This window comes from Ramlibacter sp. bp-362, from assembly GCF_054956735.1.
On record NZ_JBUDXE010000010.1, the window covers coordinates 147,770 to 166,986 of the forward strand.

A 19,217-nucleotide genomic window follows, 5' to 3' on the forward strand; every position below is an offset into this window, starting at 1 on the left:
CCCAAGATGCGAGGCAGTCTGGCGCGTCAGCAGGCGGAAGTTTGTGGGAGCCCGGGACCGGGCCGTGTAAGAAGGAAGCCGGGCAGCCCGGTGAAGGCGGCGGACAGGGCCGTAGGCGGCGTGTCGCGCGGGCACCGCGTGGGCGCCGGAAAGGCTACTCGCCGATGTGGTGCCAGCGGTTCTCGGGCAGCTTCTTCAGCGCCTCGTACACCTGGCGCAGCACGCCCTGGCTCGCGGCCCATTCGATGTGTTCGCGCAGGCGCGCGCGCTTCTGCAGCGGCGGCACCTGCGCCCACTCGGCGTGCGTGGCCGGCACCTTGGCCAGGTGCGGACCGGTGTTGGGAAGGTAGGCGTAGAGGCGCTGCCAGATCGCGGGCAGGGGGCAGACGCGGTTGTTGCGGCGCGCTTCCACGAGCACGTCGTCCACGGTGAGGTCCTCGGCGGCGGCGGGCTGCGCCGCGGCCTCGCTGGCGAGCTTCGTCGGGCGCGTCTTCTCGAAGCCGCGCTGCTGCTGGCCCTGGAGCGCGTGGAACAACGCCCACGACGTATCGGTGTTCTTTTCGACCACGTCCACCTGCGGCACATCGTCGATGCGCAGCGGAACGCGGGCCGGCTTCGCCTTGCTCACGGAATGGTCCCCAAACCCTCTCTGCCCTGTTTGTGTACAAATGTAGCGCACCGGCGGCCCGCCTGTGAATGGCCCGAATGGGGAATGCGTGCCAAATCCCACACAGTGGGGCGGCCTCTCAGGCGACGGGCAGGGGAACCTGTTGCGCGGGATCGCAGGCGCCATGGGCGTACAGGTCGCGGGCGGGCAGGCGGACCAGGGCCGCGGCCTCCGCCGGCGTGCCGTGCAGCCAGCGCTCCCAGTCCGCGCGCTCCAGGGCCACCACCGTTCGCTTGTCTTGCAGGGGGTCGGGCAGCGGCCGGCCATCCGGCCCGAGGTCGGGCCGGTGCATCAGGCGCAGCAAGGGATGCGCGTTGCAGTTGATGGTGAGCATGGTGTAGCTCGGGACCACCTCGCCGGTCTGCGGGTCCGTCCATTCGTTCCAGAGCCCCGCGAGCGCGAGCGGCTGTCCGTCCGCGCGCCGGAAGCGCCACCAGATGCACTTGCTGCCACCATGGCCCCAATACGGCTCGTCGAAGTCGTCGACGGGCACGATGCAGCGCTGGCCGCGGCTCCATGGGCCCTGGAAGGTGCGCGCCTCGGGCTGCATGCGCGCGGGGTCCCAGCGGGCGTTGTTGGTGCTGAGGGGGCGGCCGGTGCGCTGGTTCTTCGGTTGCAGCGTGGGGCTGCCGTCCGGCGTCAGGCCCCACTGGCCGATGGCGAGCCCGCCGCGATGCACGAAGGGGCCGGGCTGCAGCGGCCCGATGCCGGTGGTCTTGTAGCGCTCCTGCAGGGGCGGCCCGGATTCGATGTAGGTGAAGCCGAACACGTCCCGGATGCTCACGACGCTGCTCGCTCGGTAGCGGTTGCACATTTGGGGGGAAATCGAGGAAGGAGGCGCTACGGAATGGCCTCACATCTCCTGATTGTCTCCGAATGTAGCGGACCCTGGCCTCACGGCGGGCTTGCTGGTACCATTTCTTATCAGCAGATGATAGGGTCGGATCGTTGATTCCAACGGATCACTCCATCGCAACGCTCCTCGATCTGGACGGAAGCATCCTCGAACAGGAGGGTGATTGCCTCTGCGACGCAGGGAAGTTGACATGAAGACCATCGTGATCGGCGTGATGCCGCAAGACAAGATCCGGGCCCGGGCGATTGCCATTGCCAAGGGTGAGTACAAGCCAAGGCCCGGCGAGCCCAAGATCTGGTTCACGTCCATGCGCTCGGTGGCAGAGGTTCTGAGCGATTCGAACCGCGCCTTGCTCAAGGTGATCCAGGAGACCGCGCCGCAGTCCATGGCGGAGCTGGCACAGGTCACGGGCCGGCAGCCGAGCAACCTCTCTCGCACGCTCAGGACGATGGAGCGGTACGGCCTGGTTTCATTGCGCCGTGAAAAACAGCAGGTGCGTCCGGTCGCCAACGCTACGGAGTTCAAGATCTGGGCGACGGCTTGACCATGCCGATGGTCACGATCCCCCACAGATCGGGCCGGGCGCGCGATGAATGAAGTTGACGAGCCTTACCCCCGGCACTGGCTCCACAGTTAGGGCTGCTTGGTTCCCCACCTGACCCGGTTGGCCGCTTCACCATGCGGGGAGGCCCGTCACCCCGTATTGTAGGCGAGGTGCACGGACGAGTTCGCCGGACGCCACCTTAGAATCGAGCGGATATGTCGTACCTCGTGCTCGCCCGGAAGTACCGGCCCCGGACCTTCAGCCAGATGGTGGGGCAGGAGCACGTGGTGCAGGCGCTGACGAATGCGCTGCAGCAGCAGCGGCTGCACCACGCCTACCTCTTCACCGGCACGCGCGGCGTCGGCAAGACGACGGTCTCGCGGATCCTGGCCAAGTCGCTGAACTGCCAGGGCCCGGACGGGCAGGGCGGCATCACGTCCGAGCCCTGCGGCGTCTGCCAGGCCTGCACCGACATCGACAGCGGCCGCTTCGTGGACTACACGGAGCTCGACGCCGCCTCCAACCGCGGCGTCGACGAAGTGCAGTCGCTGCTGGAGCAGGCGGTCTACAAGCCGGTGCAGGGTCGCTTCAAGGTCTTCATGATCGACGAAGTGCACATGCTCACGGGCCACGCCTTCAACGCGATGCTGAAGACGCTGGAGGAGCCGCCCGAGTACCTGAAGTTCGTGCTGGCGACGACCGATCCGCAGAAGGTGCCGGTGACCGTGCTTTCGCGCTGCCTGCAGTTCAACCTGCGGCCCATGGCGCCCGAGACCGTGCAGGCGCACCTGGCGCACGTGCTCGACGCCGAGGGCGTGGCCGCCGATCCGCAGGCGCTGCGGCTGCTCGCGCGCGGCGCGCGTGGTTCCATGCGCGACGCGCTGTCGCTCACCGACCAGGCCATCGCCTTCGGCGGCGGCCAGCTGCAGGAAGCGGCCGTGCGCCAGATGCTGGGCAGCGTCGACCGCAGCCACGTGTTCCGCCTGGTCGAGGCGCTGGCGCAGGGCGACGGCAAGGCGGTCGTCGAGACCTCCGAGGCGCTGCGCCTGCACGGCCTGAGCGCCGGCGCGGCGCTGGAGGAGATGAGCCTGGTGCTGCAGCGCATGGCGGTGCTGCAGGCGGTGCCCGACGCGGCGCAGGGCGCGGACCCGGGCGACGACGAGGCGGCGGCGATCGCGCGGCTGGCGGCGCTGATGCCGGCGGACGAGACGCAGCTTCTCTACAGCATCTGCCTGCACGGGCGGGCGGAGCTGGGGCTGGCGCCGGACGAATACGCCGGGTTGACCATGGTGTTGCTGCGGCTGCTGGCGTTCAAGCCGGGGGTGCAGGAAAAAAAAACTTTGAATGAAGGCGGGGGTGGTGCTGGGGTTCGCCTGGCGGCTCACCACCAGCCTACGGCGGCGGGTGCCGCCGGCGGTGGGGTTCCTGCGTCACCCCACCCTACGAAGCCCACGAACCCCACCACGAACGCCACCTCGCACCCCGACGCATCCCGTAGGGTGGCGGTGAGCGAAGCGAACCCCACCGCCAACCCCGTCCCCCAACCCGACCCCCGTAGGCTGGCGGTGAGCCCGCAGGCGAACCCCAGCAACGCCCCGGCGCGTCCCACCGCCCCGCCCGGCCACGTCCTCCCGGTGGTCGAACCCCGCCAAACCCCGCCCCGCCAGGCCGCCCCCGCGCGCGCCAACGGCGACGTCATGGGCGTGCCCGTGCGCGTGCAGCCCGAACCCTTGCGCGAAGCGCCCGCCGGCGTGCCCACGGTCGTCCCCACGCCCGATGGCGACTTCTGGCAGGCGACCGTGCAGCAGCTGGTCGAGCGCGAAGCGATCACCGCGCTCGTGCGCGAGCTCGCGCTGCAGGCGCAGCTGGTCGCCCGCGACGAGGGCCACTGGATGCTGCGCGTCGAGCGCGAGTCGCTGAACCAGCCCGCGAGCCGCGAGCGGCTGCGCGCCGCGCTGCAGGCGGCCGGCCATGCGGTGGACCTTTCGGTCGAGGTCGGGCCCATCACCGACAGCCCCGCCCGCCGCAACGCGGCCGCCGCGGCCCAGCGGCAGCAGGCGGCGGAGCAGATCATCCTCAACGACCCCTTCGTGCAGCGGATGCAGCGCGAGTTTGGGGCGAGAATCGTTCCCGGCAGCATCAAACCGATCGCCAAACACTAGAGAGAGCAACCATGTTCAACAAGGGACAGCTGGCCGGCCTGATGAAGCAGGCGCAGGCAATGCAGGACAACCTGAAGAAGGCGCAGGAAGAGCTGGCCACGATCGAGGTGAGCGGCGAGTCGGGCGCCGGCCTGGTGAAGGTCGTCATGACCTGCAAGCACGACGTCAAGCGCGTCACCATAGCCCCGGAGCTGCTCGGGGACGACAAGGACATGCTGGAGGACCTGGTGGCCGCCGCCTTCAACGCCGCCGTGCGCAAGGCCGAAGAGACCACGCAGGAGAAGATGGGCAAGCTCACCGCGGGCCTGCCCCCCGGCATGAAGCTGCCCTTCTGAGCCCTTGGCCGAAGCCTCCCTCCAGGCCCTGGTCGAGGCCCTGCGGCGCCTCCCCGGCGTGGGGGTGAAGTCCGCCTCGCGCATGGCCTTCCACCTGCTGCAGCACGACCGCGAGGGCGCCCACGTGCTCGCGCGCGCGCTGGAGCAGGCGGCCACCCGCGTGCGCCACTGCAGCGAGTGCCACACCTTCACCGAGGACGAGGTCTGCGCCACGTGCCGCAGCCCGCAGCGGGACCGCAGCAAGCTGTGCGTCGTCGAGACGCCGGCCGACCAGGCGGCCATGGAGCGCACGCAGGCCTTCAACGGCCTGTACTTCGTGCTGATGGGAAAGCTCAGCCCGCTCGACGGCATCGGCCCCAGGGACATCGGCCTCGCCAAGCTGTTCGCGCGCGCCACCAACGGCGAGGTGCAGGAGGTGATCCTCGCCACCAACTTCACCGCCGAAGGCGAGGCCACGGCGCACGTGATCGCCGAGGCGCTGAAGCAGAAGGGCCTCAAGGTCACGCGGCTCGCCCGCGGCGTGCCGGCGGGCAGCGAACTCGAATACGTGGACCTGGGGACCATCGCGCACGCGCTGGTGGACAGGAGGACCCAATGAACTACGCGCGCTTCACGGTGGCGTACTGGTGCGTGCTGATCGCGGCGCTGCTGCCTTACGCCTGCGCCTACCTCGCCAAGTTCCGCGGCCTCGGCCGCCCGCGCAGCCAGGGCGGCTTCGACAACGCCGACCCGCGCGGCTGGCTCGCGCGCCAGCAGGGCTGGCAGGCGCGCGCCAACGCGGCGCAGGCCAACAGCTTCGAGGCGCTGCCCTTCTTCATCGGCGCGGTGATCATCGCGCCCCAGCTGGGCGCGCCGCAAACGCGGCTGGACATCCTGGCGGTGCTCTTCGTCACGCTGCGCGTCATCTACATCGCCATGTACGTCGCCGGGCTGCCCACCACGCGCTCGGCGATCTGGGGCCTCGCCTTCCTCGTCAACATCGCCATCTTCGTCAGCGGCTGGCACTAGGCGAACGCCTCCGCCCCCGTGTTACGGTGGAAACCCGCAGGGGGATCGTCCCGATGCGGCGTCGCAGCACGGTGGCTAAGCTCCCGGCAGTCCAAAAAAAGTCCAAAGAGAGGTCCGCCATGACGACAACTTCCCTCACGCGGCGCCGCTTCGCCGCGCTCGCCGCCGCCACCGTGGCCGTGCCAACGCTCCGCGCGCAAGGCAAGCTGGAAAAGAGCAAGGTCTCCATCGCCGTCGGCGGCAAGGCGGCGTTCTACTACCTGCCGCTCACGATCTCCGAGCAGCTGGGCTACTTCAAGTCCGAGGGCCTGGACGTCGAGATCTCCGATTTCTCGGGCGGCTCCAAGGCGCTGCAGGCGCTGATCGGCGGCTCGGCCGACGTCGTGAGCGGCGCGTACGAGCACACCATCAACATGCAGTCCAAGAACCAGGCGATCCAGTCGATCGTCCTGATGGGACGCGCGCCGCAGATCGCCGTGGGCGTGTCCACCAAGACCATGCCCCGCTACAAGGGCCTGGCGGACCTGCGCGGCAAGAAGATCGGCGTCTCGGCCCCGGGCTCGTCCACCAACATGGTCTCCAACCTGGTGCTGGCGCGCGCCGGCCTGAAGGCCACCGACGTGAGCTACGTCGGCGTGGGCGTGTCCGCCGCCGCGCTGGCGGCCCTGCGCTCCGGCCAGATCGATGCCATCAGCAACACCGACCCGGTGATGACCATGCTGGAGCAGAAGGGCGACGTGCGCATCATCAGCGACACGCGCACGCTCAAGGGCACGCAGGAGGTCTTCGGCGGCCCCATGCCCGCCGCCTGCTTCTACACGCACTCGGACTTCGTCAAGGCCAACCCGAACACCTGCCAGGCGCTGGCCAACGCGATCGTGCACGGCCTGAAGTGGCTGCAGACGGCCGGCCCGAGCGACATCATCAAGACCGTGCCGGAAACCTACCTGCTGGGCGACCGCGCGCTGTACCTCGCCTCCTTCAACAAGGTGCGCGAAGCGATCGCGCTCGACGGCATCTTGCCGGACGAGGGCGCCAAGACGGCGCTGCGCGCGCTGGCGAGCTTCATCCCGACGATCAAGCCGGAGAAGATCGACCTGGCCAAGACCTACACCAACGAGTTCGCCCGCCGGGCCAAAGAGAAGTACAAGGCGTGAACGCCGGGGCGGAGGGCGCCCACGCCCTCGAACTCGACGACATCACCGTCACCTTCCGCTCGCGCGAGGAGCGCGATGCGCGCTACACCGCCGTCGCCCACACCACGCTGCGGGTGGGGGCCGGCGAATTCGTGTCGGTGGTGGGCCCCACGGGCTGCGGCAAGTCCACGCTGCTGAACATCGGCGCCGGCCTGCTGGAGGCATCGTCCGGCCAGGTGCGCGTGTTCGGCGAACCCCTGGTGGGCATCAACCGCCGGGCGGGCTACATGTTCCAGTCCGAGGCGCTGATGCCCTGGCGCAGCGCGCTGCAGAACGTGATGGTGGGCCTGCAGTACCGCGGCGTTCCCGAGGCGCAGGCACGCGCGCAGGCCGAAGGCTGGCTGTCGCGCGTGGGGCTGGGCGGCTTCGGCGACCGCTACCCGCACCAGCTCTCCGGCGGCATGCGCAAGCGCACGGCGCTCGCGCAGGTGCTGGCGCTCGACCCCGACATCATCCTCATGGACGAACCCTTCAGCGCGCTGGACGTGCAGACGCGGCAGCTGATGGAGAACGAGGTGCTGGAGCTGTGGGCGGCCAAGCGGAAGGCGGTGCTGTTCATCACGCACGACCTCGATGAGGCGATCGCCATGAGCGACCGCGTCGTCGTGCTGTCGGCGGGCCCGGCGACGCGGCCGATCGGCGAGTTCGCCATCGACCTGCCGCGTCCGCGCGACGTGGCGGAGGTGCGCAACGACCCGCGCTTCGTCGAGCTGCACCGCCGGATCTGGGCCGTGCTGCGCGACGAGGTGCTCAAGGGCTACGCGCAGCAGCTGCAGAGGGCCGCCGGATGAAGTGGCAACCGAGCGATCGCAGCCTGCGCGCCTGGCAGATCGTGCTGCTGGTGCTGCTGCTGGTGGGCTGGCACCTGGTCTCGCGCAACGAGCAGACGGCCTTCTTCCTCGGCGAGCCGATCAAGGTGGCCGGCCGGGTCTGGTCCTGGTTCGTTCCCGTGGACGTCGCGCCGAACGCGCTGTTCCCCGAAGGCCTCTCCGGCCGCGCCGACGTCTACATCCACCTGGGCGTGACGCTGCTGGAGACCATGCTGTCCTTCGGCATCGGCACCGTGCTGGGGCTGGCGGTCGGGCTGTGGCTGGCGCTCGCGCCGCTCGCCAGCGCGCTGCTCGACCCGTACATCAAGGCCGCGAACTCCATGCCGCGCGTGATCCTCGCGCCGATCTTCGCGATGTGGTTCGGGCTGGGCATCTGGAGCAAGGTCGCGCTGGCCGTGACGCTGGTGTTCTTCATCGTGTTCTTCAACGTCTACCAGGGCGTGCGCGAGGTCAGCCCGGTCGTGCTGGCGAACGCCCGCATGCTGGGCGCGAACCAGAAGCAGCTGCTGCGCACGGTCTACATGCCCAGCGCGACGAGCTGGGTGTTCTCGAGCCTGCACACCTCGGTGGGCCTGGCCTTCGTCGGCGCGGTGGTCGGCGAATACCTGGGCTCGGCGCGCGGCGTGGGCTACCTGATCCTGCAGGCCGAAGGGGTGTTCGACGTGAACACCGTCTTCGCCGGCATCGTGGTGCTCACCGCCTTCGCCCTGGCGCTCGACGGCCTGGTGGGGACCATCGAGCGGCGGCTGATGAAGTGGCAGCCGCGGCAGGGCGAGACGGAAAAGCTCTGAAAGCCCTGGGTCCCCGCCTGCGCGGGGATGACGGCGATCAGCTCCGGTTCTTGTTGTCCGGGAAGTGGTCGCGGGCGTTCGCCACGCCGTCGCCGTCACGGTCGCGGTCGTAGCGGTTCTGGATGCCGTCGTGGTCCTTGTCGCCGCGCGACTTGCTGGCCACGCGCGGCGCGTCCCAGCGGTCGGGATGCCTGTCGCGGGCGTTGGCGATGCCGTCGCCGTCGCGGTCCCTGTCGTAGCGGTTCTGGATGCCGTCGCGGTCCAGGTCGCCGCGCGGGCCGGTGCGGGCATAGCGGCGGCCGTCCGGGCGGTCCGGATGGGCGTCGCGCGCATTGGCGATGCCGTCGCCGTCACGGTCGCGGTCGCTGCGGTCGGCGATGCCGTCGTGGTCCATGTCGCGCGCGTGCGGCGCCGGCCGGGTCTTGTTCCAGATGTTGGGCTGCGGGTCGCTCTTGTTGGCGATGCCGTCGCCGTCGCGGTCCTTGTCATAGCGGTTCTGGATGCCGTCGTGGTCCAGGTCCTGGCGGGGACCGGTCTGCGCCGCCTGGGCGGCCGTGCCGAACACGAGCAGGGTGGCGGCCAGCGCCGCGCCGAGAACAGACTTCTTGTGCATGTGAAACTCCTTGGTTGTTCGGGGGAAGGCGTCGATCAGCCGCGGCGCGGGTTGTCGGGATGGCGGTCGCGCGAATTCCGGATGCCGTCGCCGTCGCGGTCGCGGTCGTAGCGGTTCTGGATGCCGTCCCGGTCCATGTCGCCGTAGGGGCCGAAGCGCCGGTTGTCGGCGTCGTAGCGGTTGGCGATGCCGTCGCGGTCACGGTCGCCATAAGGGCCGCGGCGTTCCCAGTTGTTGCCCACCAGGATCCATTCGCCGTTGGCGCGCTGCACCCAGCGCGGCTCGCGGTACTCGTAGCCCGGGCGGTCACGCATCCAGTGGCCTTCCACCCAGGCGAATTCGCCGCCGCGCCACTCGTAGTGGCCGGGCGCCCACACCATGCCGGCACGCGGGGCGGGCACGGCTTCGTAGCGGGCGGTCGGAGGGGTCGCGACGATCGCGGTGTAGGCCTGGGCTGCGATCCCGAAGCCCATCAGGGCGCCTGCGAGCGCGGCACCCAGTACGGTCTTGTTGCGCATGGTCATTTCTCCATTTCGGATTCAATGACCACACTGTCGGGTCGGTCGGGTGTGCCCGGGATCAGCCCGGGGCCCCAGCGGCCGTGGGAGCGGTCCTGCACGCGCAGGACCGCGGCGCGTGGCTCAGCGGCGCTTCTTCGCCGGCGCGCGCTTCGGCGCCGCCTTGGCGGGATGCGACGACACCTGCTTCACGCCCTTGCGCACGCGCACGGCGGCGCGCCGGGTGGCGCGGACCGGCAGGTGCAGCACGACCTTCTGGCCGGGCTTGAAGGAGGCGTTGTTGCCGACGTCGTTCCAGTGCGCGACCTGCGCCGGGCTGAGCTTGTAGCGGCGGGCGATGCTCGCCACGGTGTCGCGCTTGCCGGCGCGGACCACGGTGCGGCGGGTGGCGACCTCGGGGGCCAGGCTCAGCTGCGCGTTGTCGGCCACGTGACTCGCCACGTCGTGCTCGGTGCCGGCGCGGCGCGGCACGATCAGCACCGAGCCCGCCTTGATCAGCATGCGCGGCGGGATGCTGTTGACGGTGCGCAGGTCGTTCTCGTCCATGCCCACGCGGCGGGCGGCTTCGGCCACGCTCATGGTCTTCGGCGCGCTCCAGGCCGTCCACGAGGCGAGCTTGCCCTCGTTGTAGGCGTCGAAGTTGCGCTTGAAGACCGTGGCGTTGTCCCAGGGCAGCAGGATCTGCGGCGTGCCGGCCGCCAGGATCACCGGGCGCTTCAGCTGCGGGTTGAGCGCCTTGAAGTCCTCGATCTCCACGTCGGCCAGTCGGGCCGCCAGGGCGACGTCCATGTCGCGCTCGATCGCGACGCTCTGGAAGTAGGGGTGGTTGTCGATCAGCGGCAGGTCGGCCCCGAACTGCTCGGGGGCGGCGATCAGGTTCTTCACCGCCTGCAGCTTCGGGACGTAGTTGCGCGTCTCGTTGGGCATGACCAGGTCGGTGTAGCCGGTGCCCCGGCCGGCGCGCTCGTTGCGGGCGATGGCGCGGCTCACGTTGCCTTCGCCCCAGTTGTACGCGGCCAGGGCCAGGTGCCAGTCGCCGAACATGCCGTACAGCTTCTGCAGGTAGTCGAGCGCCGCGCGGGTGGAGGCCAGCACGTTGCGGCGGTCGTCGCGGAAGACGTTCTGCTTGAGGTCGTAGTCCTTGCCGGTGGCGGGCATGAACTGCCACATGCCGGCGGCGCGCGCGCTGGAGACGGCCTGCGGGTTGAACGCGCTCTCGATGAAGGGCAGCAGCGCCAGCTCGGTGGGCATGTTGCGCCGCTCCAGCTCCTCGACGATGTGGAACAGGTACTTGCGCGAGCGGTCGGTCATGCGCTCGATGTAGTCCGGCCGCGAGGCGTACCACTGCTCCTGCTGGTGCACCAGCTCGTTCTCGAGGTTGGGCATGGCGAAGCCGCGGCGGATGCGCGCCCACAGGTCGGGCGGCGGCTCCAGGGTCTTGATGGCCTGCGAGCTGAGCTCGGACGGTTCGATCGCGCTGAGGGGCCCCTGGGGGATGAAGGCGGGCAGCGGCGCCGCCTCGGCTGCCTTCACCTCGCGGTCTTCGACGGTCGCCTGCGGTCCCATGGTGGTCGCGCAGCCCGAAAGGGCCAGGAGGGCGGCGAGGGCGAGCAGCTCGTACTTCTTCATCTGAACTCGTTCTTCCATTGGCGCAGGGCCGCGAACACCGCGACCGGGTCTGCGAGGTCCGCCCCGCCATGCGCGTGGGCTGCCTGCGCCACGGCCGGCTGGCGCGTGCGCAGGAAGGGATTGATCGCCTGCTCCACGGCGATGGTGGAGGGCAGGGTGGGCTCGCCGCGCGAGCGCCTTGCCTCGCATTGTTGCCGGTAATGGCTCAGCTGGGAATTCCCCGGCTCGACCGCTGTGGCAAATTTCAGGTTCGAGAGGGTGTATTCGTGCGTGCAGCAGACACGCGTGGCGCCGGGCAGGGCCGCCAGCTTCGAAAGCGAGTCCAGCATCTGCGCCGCCGTGCCCTCGAACAGGCGGCCGCAGCCGCCGGAAAAGAGCGTGTCGCCGCAGAAGAGGAGCGGCGCCCCTTCGAAGTCGGCGCAGTAGTAGGCGATGTGGCCGGCCGTGTGGCCCGGCACGTCGAAGACCTCGAAGGGCAGGCCCAGGACCTCGATGCGGTCGCCTTCGGACAGGCGCGTGAGCGGCTCGGGGACGCGCTCGCGCGCCGGCCCCCAGACGCGGGCGCCGGTCGCCTCGCGCAACGCATCGACGCCGCCGGTGTGATCGGCGTGGTGGTGGGTGACTAGAATCGCGTCCAGTTGCAGGCCATGCGCGGCGAGATACGCCTGCACCGGCGCGGCATCGCCAGGGTCGACGACCAGCGCCCGCTGTCCGTCGTGGAGCAGCCACAGGTAGTTGTCCTGGAAGGCGGGCAGCGGGATCAACTTCATGAGCGACCGGATTATAGGAATGCAGCAGTGGTTCGAGACACCGCCTGGCAGGTACCTGCTGGCGTGGGAGCGGGCCGAGTTCGACCGGGCCGTCGGCGACATCTTCGGCTACCACGCGCTGCAGCTCGGGCTGCCGGCGCTGGACGCGCTGCAGGCCAACCGCATGCCGCACAAGTGGCTGGCGCTCGGCGAGGCCGAGGCCGCCGAGGCCGCCGCCGAGGGCTCGGTGCGGCCGCACCTGGTGACCGACTTCAGCGCGCTGCCCTTCGAGGAGAACAGCCTCGACCTCGTCGTGCTGCCGCATTCGCTGGAGCTGAACGTCGATCCGCACGCGACGCTGCGCGAGGTCGAGCGCGTGCTGGTGCCCGAGGGCAAGGTGGTGGTCTGCTGCCTGAACCCGGCGAGCCTCTGGGGCCTGCGCCAGCGCCGCGCCCACGTCTACCGTCGCCTCGGCTTCGGCGAGCTGTACCTGCCGGACGCGGGCGAGTTCATCGGCTACTGGCGCCTGCGCGACTGGCTGCGGCTGCTCGGCTTCGAGGTCGAGACCAGCAGCTTCGGCTGCTGGCGCCCGGCCATGTCCAGCGAGAAATGGCTGGAACGCTACGCCTGGGTCGACGCGCTGGGCGAGCGCTGGTGGCCGATCTTCGGCGCCCTCTATTTCATCGTCGCCGTCAAGCGCGTGCGCGGGGCCAAGTTGATCGGCCCGGCCTGGAAGAAGCGCAAGCGCATCGCCACCGCGCCGGTGCCGATCGCCAACCGCAGCACGCAGCGCGAGGCGCGCGACCTCACCACCATCGAATGAACCACGTAGAGATCTACACGGACGGGGCCTGCAAGGGCAATCCCGGTCCGGGCGGCTGGGGCGTGCTCCTGCGCTCGGGCCCGACCGTCAAGGAAATGCACGGCGGGGAGCGCAGCACCACCAACAACCGCATGGAGCTGATGGCGGTGATCCAGGCGCTGCAGGCGCTCAAGCGCCCCTGCCAGGTGACGCTCTACCTGGACAGCCAGTACGTGCTCAAGGGCATCACCGAATGGCTGCCAGGGTGGAAGGCCAAGGGCTGGAAGACGGCGAGCAAACAGCCGGTGAAGAACGCGGACCTGTGGCGGCAGCTCGACGAGCTGGTCGCCACCGGCGGCCACGAGATCGACTGGCGCTGGGTCCGCGGCCACAACGGCGACCCCGGCAACGAGCGCGCCGACGCCTTGGCCAACATGGGGGTGGAGAGCGCACAGCGCGGGTCGGCCCCGCATGTAAAGACCGCGTAAAAGACACGCGGCACCCCACGGATTCCGTCTTTTGTGGCAATGCCGGATGCCGCCCGGCTTGCGGACTGTTACATTGCGGCGTTTGCCCGGAAAAAGGCCGGCAAGCCCCTGCGCACCAGCACATTCGACGGATCAGCTTCCATGGGATCGAAGTCCATCTACAGCGTCGTAGCCATCGCGGGCATCGCGGCCGCATCCGGTGCGGCCTGGTGGTTCCAGCACCAGCCCCGCAGCGCCGATGCGGCGGGCGCCGTGGCCACGGAAGCACCGGCGCGGCAGGCCGGCGGCGGCGCGTCCGCCGTCCCGGCCGTCGAAGTGGCCCGGGTGGAAACGATGCGGCTGACGGACGACGCCCAGGCGGTCGGCAGCCTGCGTTCGCGCCAGAGCGTGATGCTGCGCCCGGAGGTGTCGGGGCGCGTCACGCAGATCAACTTCCGCGACGCCCAACGCGTGCGGCGCGGCCAGCTGCTGGTGCAGCTCGACGACCAGCTGCCGCTCGCCCAGGTGAAGCAGGCCGAGGCCGAACTGTCGATCGCGCGCGCCAACCACCGGCGCAACCAGGAGCTGGTGGAGCAGAAGTTCATCGCCCAGCGCGCCGTGGACGAGAGCGCCGCCAACCTGCAGGTGGCCGAGGCCAAGCTGGCCCTGGCCAAGGCGACGCTGGCGCGCCTGAAGATCGTCGCGCCCTTCGACGGCATCGCCGGCATCCGCAACATCAGCGTGGGCGACTACCTCAAGGACGGGGCGGACATCGTGAACATCGAGGACCTCGATGCGATGTACGTGGACTTCCGCCTGCCCGAGCGCTTCCAGACCAAGATCCGCCCGGGCCTCACGGCGGTGGTGGAGGTCGACGCGCTGCCCGGGCAGCGCTTCGCGGCGCTGGTGCAGGCGGTGGACCCGCTGGTGGACGCCAATGGCCGCTCCATCGGCGTGCGCGGCTGCATCGACAACCGCCGGCTGCAGCTGCGCCCGGGCATGTTCGCCCGCGTCACGCCGGTGTTCGGCGTGCGCGAGGACGCGCGCATCATCCCCGAGGAGGCGATCGTCCCGCAAAGCGGCCGCCAGTACGTCTACAAGCTGGTGGACGGCCCCGACCAGGACACGCGCATCGCCCAGCGCGTCGAGGTGAAGGTCGGCATCCGCCAGCCGGGCAAGGTGGAGATCACCCAGGGGCTGCAGCCGGGCGACGTGGTCGTGACGGCCGGGCACCAGCGCATCCGCAAGGACAACACGCCCGTGCGCGTGCTGGACCTGCGCGGCAACGGCAACGCCACGGCCGCCGCGGGCGCGGCGCCCGAGGGCGGTCCGCGCCGTGCGCCGGCGCCGCTGATGGCGCCGGTCGTGGCCGCCAAGGGCAATCCCTGCGGCAGCTTCGCGCTGTCGACGCCGCGCGGCCGGGGCGCGCACCCGGCGCCGGCGCCGCGCGCCGGCACCGCGGGCTGAGCCGGAGGCTTCCATGCAACTGCCCGAGATCGCGATCCGCCGGCCGGTGTTCGCCACGGTGCTGTCGCTGCTGGTCGTGCTGATCGGCCTGGTCAGCTTCGACCGACTGCCGGTGCGCGAGTACCCGAAGATCGACGAGCCCGTCGTCACCGTGCGCGTCAAGTACGCCGGCGCCTCCTCCGAGGTGATCGAGTCGCAGGTGACCAAGCCGCTGGAGGACTCCATCGCCGGCATCGACGGCGTGGACGTCATCACGTCCATCAGCCGGCCTGAGGAGACGCAGATCTCCGTGCGCTTCCGCCTGGAGAAGGACGCCGACGCCGCGGCCGCCGAGGTGCGCGACCGGACCTCGCGCGTGCGCAACAAGCTGCCGCAGGAGATCGACGAGCCCGTGATCGCCAAGGTGGAGGCCGACGCCTTCCCGGTGATGTGGCTCGCCTTCACCAGCGACAGCCGCTCGCCGCTGGAGATCAACGACCTGGTCAACCGCATCGTCAAGCCGCGCCTGCAGACGGTGACGGGCGTCGCCGACGTGCGCATCTACGGCGAACGCAAGTACGCGATGCGCGTCTGGCTCGACCCGGACAAGCTCGCCGGCTACCGCCTGACCACGCAGGACGTGGAGGACGCGATCCGCCGCAGCAACCTCGAGGTGCCGGCCGGGCGCATCGAGTCGCAGCAGCGCGAGTTCAGCGTCACCTCCGACACCAACCTCGTGCACCCGGCGCAGTTCCGCGAGATCGTGGTGCGCAACGTCAACGGCTTCCCGGTGAAGATCCGCGACGTCGCCCGCGTCGAGGAGGCGCCGGCCGACGTGCGCAGCGGCATGCGCCTGAACGGCAAGCCGGCCATCGGCACCGGCGTGATCCGCCAGGCGACGGCCAACCCGCTGACGCTGGCGCAGGGCGTGCGCGAGATCATCCCCAAGCTGAAGGCCGACCTGCCGCAGGACATCAGCATCGACGTCGCCAACGACAACTCGCTGTTCATCGACCGCTCGGTGCGCAACGTGTACCGCACCATCGCCGAGGCCATCGGGCTGGTGGCGCTGGTGATCTTCGTGTTCCTGCGCACCTTCCGGGCCTCGATCATCCCGATCGTCACGATCCCCGTCAGCCTGATCGGCACCTTCGCGATGATGGCGCTGGCCGGCTTCACCATCAACACGCTGACGCTGCTGGCGCTGGTGCTGGCCATCGGCCTGGTGGTGGACGACGCGATCGTGATGCTGGAGAACATCTTCCGGCACATCGAGGAGGGGCTGGACCCGTTCTCGGCAGCGATCAAAGGGTCGCGAGAGATCGGCTTCGCGGTCATCACGATGACCATGACGCTGGTGGCCGTGTACGCGCCGCTGGCCTTCACGCCCGGCCGCACGGGCCGGCTGTTCGTCGAGTTCGCGCTGGCGCTGGCCGGCTCGGTTCTGGTGTCCGGCTTCGTGGCGCTGACGCTCACGCCCATGCTGTGCTCCAAGCTGCTGCGCCACAACCCCAACCCGACCTGGTTCGACAGCCACATGGAGCGCTGGCTGACGGCGCTGCAGGACGGCTACGCGCGCGTGCTGCGCTGGGTGGTGACGGCGCGCTGGCGGCCGGCGGGCGGCGCGCAGGGCGGCTGGAGGGGCAAGCTGGTGCAGGCGCGCTGGATCATCGTGGCCGTGATGGTGCTCAACGCTGTACTGATCGCGCTGGTCTGGCCGACCATGAAGTCCGAGCTGTCGCCGCTGGAGGATCGCGGCACCATCCTCGCGAGCATCAACGCGCCGGACGGCGCCACGATGGAGTACACGGACCGCTACGCGCGCGAGCTGGAGCGCATGGGCCAGAAGTACCCCGAGTTCGACCGCATCTTCGCGAGCCTGGGCAACCCGACGGTGTCGCAGGGCAGCGTGGTCTACCGCACGATCGACTGGGACGAGCGCAAGCGCACCACGCTGGAGATCGCCCGGGAGCTGGGGCCGCAGTTCAACGCGCTGCCGGGCGTGAACGCCTTCCCGGTGACGCCGCCCTCTCTGGGGCAGGGCTTCCGCGAGCGGCCGCTGAACTTCGTGATCCAGACTTCCGACAGCTACGAGAACCTGAACCGCGTGACGCGCCAGATCCTCGACGAGATCGCGAAGAACCCGGGCATCCAGGGCGTCGACGTCGACCTGCGCCTGAACAAGCCGGAGCTGCGCATCGACGTGGACCGCACGAAGGCGGCCGACCTGGGCGTCGGCGTCGACGTGGTGGCCCGCGCGCTCGAGACGATGCTGGGCGGCCGGCAGGTCACGCGCTACAAGCGTGACGCCGAGCAGTACGACGTGATCGTGCAGACCGAGGCGAGCGGCCGCACGACGCCGGAGGACATCGACCGCATCTACGTGCGCGGCCGCGACAACACGATGATCCCGCTGTCGGCGCTGGTGACCACGCGCGAGAGCGTGAGCCCGCGCGAGCTGAACCACTTCGGCCAGCGGCGCGCGGTGGCGATCACCGGCAACCTGGCGCCCGACTATTCGCTGGGGCAGGCGCTGAAGTTCATGGACGAGACGGCGGCCAAGGTGCTCAAGACGGGCTACACCACGGACCTGAACGGCACCTCGCGCGAGTTCCGGAATTCGCAGGGCGCGCTCGCCATCGTGTTCGTGCTGGCGCTGCTGTTCATCTTCCTGGTGCTGGCGGCGCAGTTCGAGAGCTTCGTCGACCCGCTGGTGATCATGCTGTCCGTGCCGCTGTCGATGATCGGCGCGCTGCTGGCGCTGAAGTGGTCGGGCGGGTCGCTGAACGTCTATTCGCAGATCGGCCTGATCACGCTGGTGGGCCTGATCACCAAGCACGGCATCCTGATCGTGGAGTTCGCCAACCAGCTGCGCGAGCAAGGCATGGAGATGGTCGACGCGCTGGTGAAGGCCGCCTCGCAGCGCCTGCGCCCGATCCTGATGACCACGGGCGCGATGGTCCTGGGCGCCGTGCCGCTGGCCCTCGCCCGCGGCGCGGGCGCCGAAAGCCGCACCCAGATCGGCTGGGTGATCGTGGGCGGCATGTCGCTCGGCACGCTGCTGACGGTGTTCGTGGTGCCGACCATGTACACGCTGCTGGCGCGCAAGGAAGTGCCGGGGGCGAACAAGGCGGTGGCGAAGGAAGAGCCGGCGCACCTGCCGCACGACCTGGTCGCCAAGTAAAGCGGGAACCGGCTGTTCGGCTGTTGACCAGATGCTCCGCCCGGTGTGCAATCCCCCTCCCATGCCCACCGTCGAATTCGCCCCCGCGCTCACGCGCCACGTCGCCTGCCCGCGGCAGGACGTGCCGGCGGCGTCGCTCGCCGATGTGCTGGATGCCGCTTTCGCCGCCGCGCCGGCGCTGCGGCCCTACGTGCTGGACGAGCAGGGCGCGGTGCGCAAGCACGTGGCGGTGTTCGTCAACGGCGAGATGATCCCGAGCCGGACCGACCTGACGCGCCCCCTGCAGCCGCAGGACCGCGTGCACGTCATCCAGGCACTGACCGGAGGTTGATATGCAGAAGCTGCAGGTCGGCACGCGCAAGGGCCTGATCGACGTCCGCCGCTCGCCGCAAGGCTGGCAGCTCGGCCGCCCGCATTTCCCCGGCGAGCCGGTCACGCAGTTCGCGGTGGATGCGGACACCGGCGATTGGTACGCGGCGCTGCGACTCGGCCACTTCGGCGTGAAGCTCAAGCGCAGCAGCGATGGCGGGGCCAGCTGGCAGGACGTCGCCGCGCCGGCCTTCCCGCCCAAGCCCACCGAAGGCCCGTGGAAGGACGACCCGACGCCGTGGACGGTCGACATGGTGTGGGCGCTGGAAGCCGGCGGCGGACGGCTCTGGGCCGGCGCGCTGCCGGCCGGCCTGTTCGTCTCGGACGACCGCGGCGAGAGCTGGCAGCTGGTGGAAAGCCTCTGGTTGCAGCCCGGCCGCAGCGCATGGTTCGGCGGGGGCTACGACCACGCGGGCATCCACTCGATCCTGGTGGATCCGCGCGATGCGGCGCACGTGACGCTCGCCATCTCCTGCGCCGGCGTCTGGCAGACGCGCGACGGCGGCGCGAGCTGGGCGAACACCTCCGAAGGCATGGACGCCGGCGAATACATGCCGCCGGAGCGGCGCCACGACGGCAGCGTGCAGGACGTGCACCGGCTCTCCGCCTGCGCGGCGCAGCCGGACGTCGTCTGGGCGCAGCACCACGGCGGCCTGTACCGCAGCACCGATGGCGGCATGCACTGGCAGCCGCTGCCGAAACCGGCGCCCAGCGCCTTCGGCTTCGCGGTGGCCGCGCATCCGACGGACCCGCAGCGCGCCTGGTTCGTGCCGGCGCATTCCGACCAGCAGCGCATGCCGGTGGACGGCCGCATGGTGGTGAACGAGACGCGCGACGGCGGCGCCAGCTTCCGCAGCCACGGCGAGGGCCTGCCAGCGCGCGATGCCTACCACCTGGTGTATCGCCACGGGCTGGCCTGCGCCGACGACGGCAGGACGCTGGCGATGGGTTCCACCACCGGCGGCCTGTGGGTCAGCGAGGATGCAGGCGAGAGCTGGACCTGCCTCTCGCGCGACCTCCCGCCGATCGCCGTCGTGCGCTTCGCCTGAAG

Annotated in this window: 20 protein-coding genes and 1 other RNA gene; 14 read left to right on the forward strand and 7 right to left on the reverse strand. The window is 70.1% G+C overall.

All coding sequences use genetic code 11. From position 1 onward, the window contains the following. Positions 1 to 154: 154 nt before the first annotated feature. Both ACY0MJ_RS15840 and ACY0MJ_RS15845 read right to left on the reverse strand, forming a co-directional pair. A complete protein-coding gene (locus ACY0MJ_RS15840; RefSeq protein WP_462639465.1) occupies positions 155 to 628 on the reverse strand; it encodes a hypothetical protein in 474 nt (157 codons plus the stop codon). A 118-nt stretch (positions 629 to 746) separates the two neighbouring features. Next, positions 747 to 1,481, reverse strand: coding sequence for an SOS response-associated peptidase family protein (locus tag ACY0MJ_RS15845; RefSeq protein ID WP_462639466.1), 735 nt, complete (start codon positions 1,479 to 1,481; stop codon positions 747 to 749). A gap of 232 nt (positions 1,482 to 1,713) precedes the next feature. On the opposite strand from ACY0MJ_RS15845, the gene ACY0MJ_RS15850 reads away from it, so the two are divergent. Beyond that, positions 1,714 to 2,067 carry an HVO_A0114 family putative DNA-binding protein gene (locus tag ACY0MJ_RS15850; RefSeq protein ID WP_462639467.1) on the forward strand — a complete coding sequence of 118 codons (354 nt, stop codon included), beginning with the start codon at positions 1,714 to 1,716 and terminating at the stop codon, positions 2,065 to 2,067. Positions 2,068 to 2,121: 54 nt separating this feature from the next. Here ACY0MJ_RS15850 and ffs read toward each other — a convergent pair. After that, positions 2,122 to 2,218, reverse strand: an RNA gene (ffs, locus tag ACY0MJ_RS15855) — signal recognition particle sRNA small type. Between the two features lie 64 nt (positions 2,219 to 2,282). On the opposite strand from ffs, the gene dnaX reads away from it, so the two are divergent. From dnaX to ACY0MJ_RS15890, 7 genes are all read left to right on the forward strand, one after another. Beyond that, the gene (gene dnaX, locus ACY0MJ_RS15860; protein ID WP_462639468.1) at positions 2,283 to 4,229 is read left to right on the forward strand and encodes a DNA polymerase III subunit gamma/tau; all 1,947 of its coding nucleotides are present in this window, start codon (positions 2,283 to 2,285) and stop codon (positions 4,227 to 4,229) included. 11 nt (positions 4,230 to 4,240) lie between these two features. Next, a complete protein-coding gene (locus ACY0MJ_RS15865) occupies positions 4,241 to 4,564 on the forward strand; it encodes a YbaB/EbfC family nucleoid-associated protein (protein WP_462639470.1) in 324 nt (107 codons plus the stop codon). Between the two features lie 4 nt (positions 4,565 to 4,568). Further along, the gene (gene recR / locus ACY0MJ_RS15870; RefSeq protein WP_462639471.1) at positions 4,569 to 5,162 is read left to right on the forward strand and encodes a recombination mediator RecR; all 594 of its coding nucleotides are present in this window, start codon (positions 4,569 to 4,571) and stop codon (positions 5,160 to 5,162) included. Continuing rightward, positions 5,159 to 5,572, forward strand: coding sequence for an MAPEG family protein (locus ACY0MJ_RS15875; RefSeq protein WP_462639472.1), 414 nt, complete (start codon positions 5,159 to 5,161; stop codon positions 5,570 to 5,572). The genes recR and ACY0MJ_RS15875 overlap by 4 nt, the downstream gene beginning before the upstream one ends. Before the next feature lie 119 nt (positions 5,573 to 5,691). After that, positions 5,692 to 6,729 carry an ABC transporter substrate-binding protein gene (locus ACY0MJ_RS15880; RefSeq protein ID WP_462639473.1) on the forward strand — a complete coding sequence of 346 codons (1,038 nt, stop codon included), beginning with the start codon at positions 5,692 to 5,694 and terminating at the stop codon, positions 6,727 to 6,729. Beyond that, entirely contained in the window at positions 6,726 to 7,559 is an 834-nt protein-coding gene (locus ACY0MJ_RS15885) for an ABC transporter ATP-binding protein (RefSeq protein ID WP_462639474.1), read from the forward strand. The genes ACY0MJ_RS15880 and ACY0MJ_RS15885 overlap by 4 nt, the downstream gene beginning before the upstream one ends. Next, positions 7,556 to 8,389 carry an ABC transporter permease gene (locus ACY0MJ_RS15890; protein ID WP_462639475.1) on the forward strand — a complete coding sequence of 278 codons (834 nt, stop codon included), beginning with the start codon at positions 7,556 to 7,558 and terminating at the stop codon, positions 8,387 to 8,389. The genes ACY0MJ_RS15885 and ACY0MJ_RS15890 overlap by 4 nt, the downstream gene beginning before the upstream one ends. A gap of 37 nt (positions 8,390 to 8,426) precedes the next feature. Here the strand turns inward: ACY0MJ_RS15890 and ACY0MJ_RS15895 are convergent, their stop codons facing one another. The 4 genes from ACY0MJ_RS15895 to gloB all read right to left on the reverse strand — a co-directional run bounded on the left by ACY0MJ_RS15895 (position 8,427) and on the right by gloB (position 11,919). After that, on the reverse strand, positions 8,427 to 9,002 hold the full coding sequence (locus ACY0MJ_RS15895; RefSeq protein WP_462639476.1) for a hypothetical protein: 576 nt from the start codon (positions 9,000 to 9,002) through the stop codon (positions 8,427 to 8,429). Between the two features lie 35 nt (positions 9,003 to 9,037). Further along, positions 9,038 to 9,520, reverse strand: coding sequence for a YXWGXW repeat-containing protein (locus ACY0MJ_RS15900; protein ID WP_462639478.1), 483 nt, complete (start codon positions 9,518 to 9,520; stop codon positions 9,038 to 9,040). Positions 9,521 to 9,643: 123 nt separating this feature from the next. Next, entirely contained in the window at positions 9,644 to 11,149 is a 1,506-nt protein-coding gene (locus ACY0MJ_RS15905) for a transglycosylase SLT domain-containing protein (RefSeq protein WP_462639479.1), read from the reverse strand. Continuing rightward, complete coding sequence (gene gloB, locus ACY0MJ_RS15910) at positions 11,146 to 11,919, reverse strand: hydroxyacylglutathione hydrolase (protein ID WP_462639480.1); 774 nt, start codon at positions 11,917 to 11,919, stop codon at positions 11,146 to 11,148. Before gloB ends, ACY0MJ_RS15905 begins: the two co-directional genes overlap by 4 nt. Here gloB and ACY0MJ_RS15915 point away from each other — a divergent pair. From ACY0MJ_RS15915 to ACY0MJ_RS15940, 6 genes are all read left to right on the forward strand, one after another. Further along, positions 11,918 to 12,721, forward strand: coding sequence for a class I SAM-dependent methyltransferase (locus tag ACY0MJ_RS15915; protein WP_462639481.1), 804 nt, complete (start codon positions 11,918 to 11,920; stop codon positions 12,719 to 12,721). The genes gloB and ACY0MJ_RS15915 overlap by 2 nt on opposite strands. Next, positions 12,718 to 13,188 (forward strand): ribonuclease HI, encoded by a 471-nt coding sequence (gene rnhA, locus ACY0MJ_RS15920; protein WP_462639482.1) that lies wholly within the window; start codon positions 12,718 to 12,720, stop codon positions 13,186 to 13,188. Before ACY0MJ_RS15915 ends, rnhA begins: the two co-directional genes overlap by 4 nt. A gap of 141 nt (positions 13,189 to 13,329) precedes the next feature. After that, a complete protein-coding gene (locus ACY0MJ_RS15925) occupies positions 13,330 to 14,634 on the forward strand; it encodes an efflux RND transporter periplasmic adaptor subunit (protein ID WP_462639483.1) in 1,305 nt (434 codons plus the stop codon). A 13-nt stretch (positions 14,635 to 14,647) separates the two neighbouring features. Further along, entirely contained in the window at positions 14,648 to 17,797 is a 3,150-nt protein-coding gene (locus ACY0MJ_RS15930; protein WP_462639484.1) for an efflux RND transporter permease subunit, read from the forward strand. A gap of 61 nt (positions 17,798 to 17,858) precedes the next feature. Next, positions 17,859 to 18,128 (forward strand): MoaD/ThiS family protein, encoded by a 270-nt coding sequence (locus ACY0MJ_RS15935; protein WP_462639485.1) that lies wholly within the window; start codon positions 17,859 to 17,861, stop codon positions 18,126 to 18,128. Position 18,129: 1 nt separating this feature from the next. Then, positions 18,130 to 19,215, forward strand: a complete 1,086-nt coding sequence (locus ACY0MJ_RS15940; RefSeq protein WP_462639486.1) for a WD40/YVTN/BNR-like repeat-containing protein — start codon at positions 18,130 to 18,132, stop codon at positions 19,213 to 19,215. Positions 19,216 to 19,217 lie beyond the last annotated feature (2 nt).

Bases quoted from the DNA above. Each gene is read 5' to 3' on its own strand.
- ACY0MJ_RS15845 (WP_462639466.1), bottom strand. From the start codon at position 1,481: ATGTGCAACCGCTACCGAGCGAGCAGCGTCGTGAGCATCCGGGACGTG.
- ACY0MJ_RS15850 (WP_462639467.1), top strand. From the start codon at position 1,714: ATGAAGACCATCGTGATCGGCGTGATGCCGCAAGACAAGATCCGGGCC.
- dnaX (WP_462639468.1), top strand. From the start codon at position 2,283: ATGTCGTACCTCGTGCTCGCCCGGAAGTACCGGCCCCGGACCTTCAGC.
- ACY0MJ_RS15865 (WP_462639470.1), top strand. From the start codon at position 4,241: ATGTTCAACAAGGGACAGCTGGCCGGCCTGATGAAGCAGGCGCAGGCA.
- ACY0MJ_RS15875 (WP_462639472.1), top strand. From the start codon at position 5,159: ATGAACTACGCGCGCTTCACGGTGGCGTACTGGTGCGTGCTGATCGCG.
- ACY0MJ_RS15880 (WP_462639473.1), top strand. From the start codon at position 5,692: ATGACGACAACTTCCCTCACGCGGCGCCGCTTCGCCGCGCTCGCCGCC.
- ACY0MJ_RS15890 (WP_462639475.1), top strand. From the start codon at position 7,556: ATGAAGTGGCAACCGAGCGATCGCAGCCTGCGCGCCTGGCAGATCGTG.
- ACY0MJ_RS15895 (WP_462639476.1), bottom strand. From the start codon at position 9,002: ATGCACAAGAAGTCTGTTCTCGGCGCGGCGCTGGCCGCCACCCTGCTC.
- ACY0MJ_RS15900 (WP_462639478.1), bottom strand. From the start codon at position 9,520: ATGCGCAACAAGACCGTACTGGGTGCCGCGCTCGCAGGCGCCCTGATG.
- ACY0MJ_RS15905 (WP_462639479.1), bottom strand. From the start codon at position 11,149: ATGAAGAAGTACGAGCTGCTCGCCCTCGCCGCCCTCCTGGCCCTTTCG.
- ACY0MJ_RS15915 (WP_462639481.1), top strand. From the start codon at position 11,918: ATGAGCGACCGGATTATAGGAATGCAGCAGTGGTTCGAGACACCGCCT.
- gloB (WP_462639480.1), bottom strand. From the start codon at position 11,919: ATGAAGTTGATCCCGCTGCCCGCCTTCCAGGACAACTACCTGTGGCTG.
- rnhA (WP_462639482.1), top strand. From the start codon at position 12,718: ATGAACCACGTAGAGATCTACACGGACGGGGCCTGCAAGGGCAATCCC.
- ACY0MJ_RS15925 (WP_462639483.1), top strand. From the start codon at position 13,330: ATGGGATCGAAGTCCATCTACAGCGTCGTAGCCATCGCGGGCATCGCG.
- ACY0MJ_RS15930 (WP_462639484.1), top strand. From the start codon at position 14,648: ATGCAACTGCCCGAGATCGCGATCCGCCGGCCGGTGTTCGCCACGGTG.
- ACY0MJ_RS15935 (WP_462639485.1), top strand. From the start codon at position 17,859: ATGCCCACCGTCGAATTCGCCCCCGCGCTCACGCGCCACGTCGCCTGC.
- ACY0MJ_RS15940 (WP_462639486.1), top strand. From the start codon at position 18,130: ATGCAGAAGCTGCAGGTCGGCACGCGCAAGGGCCTGATCGACGTCCGC.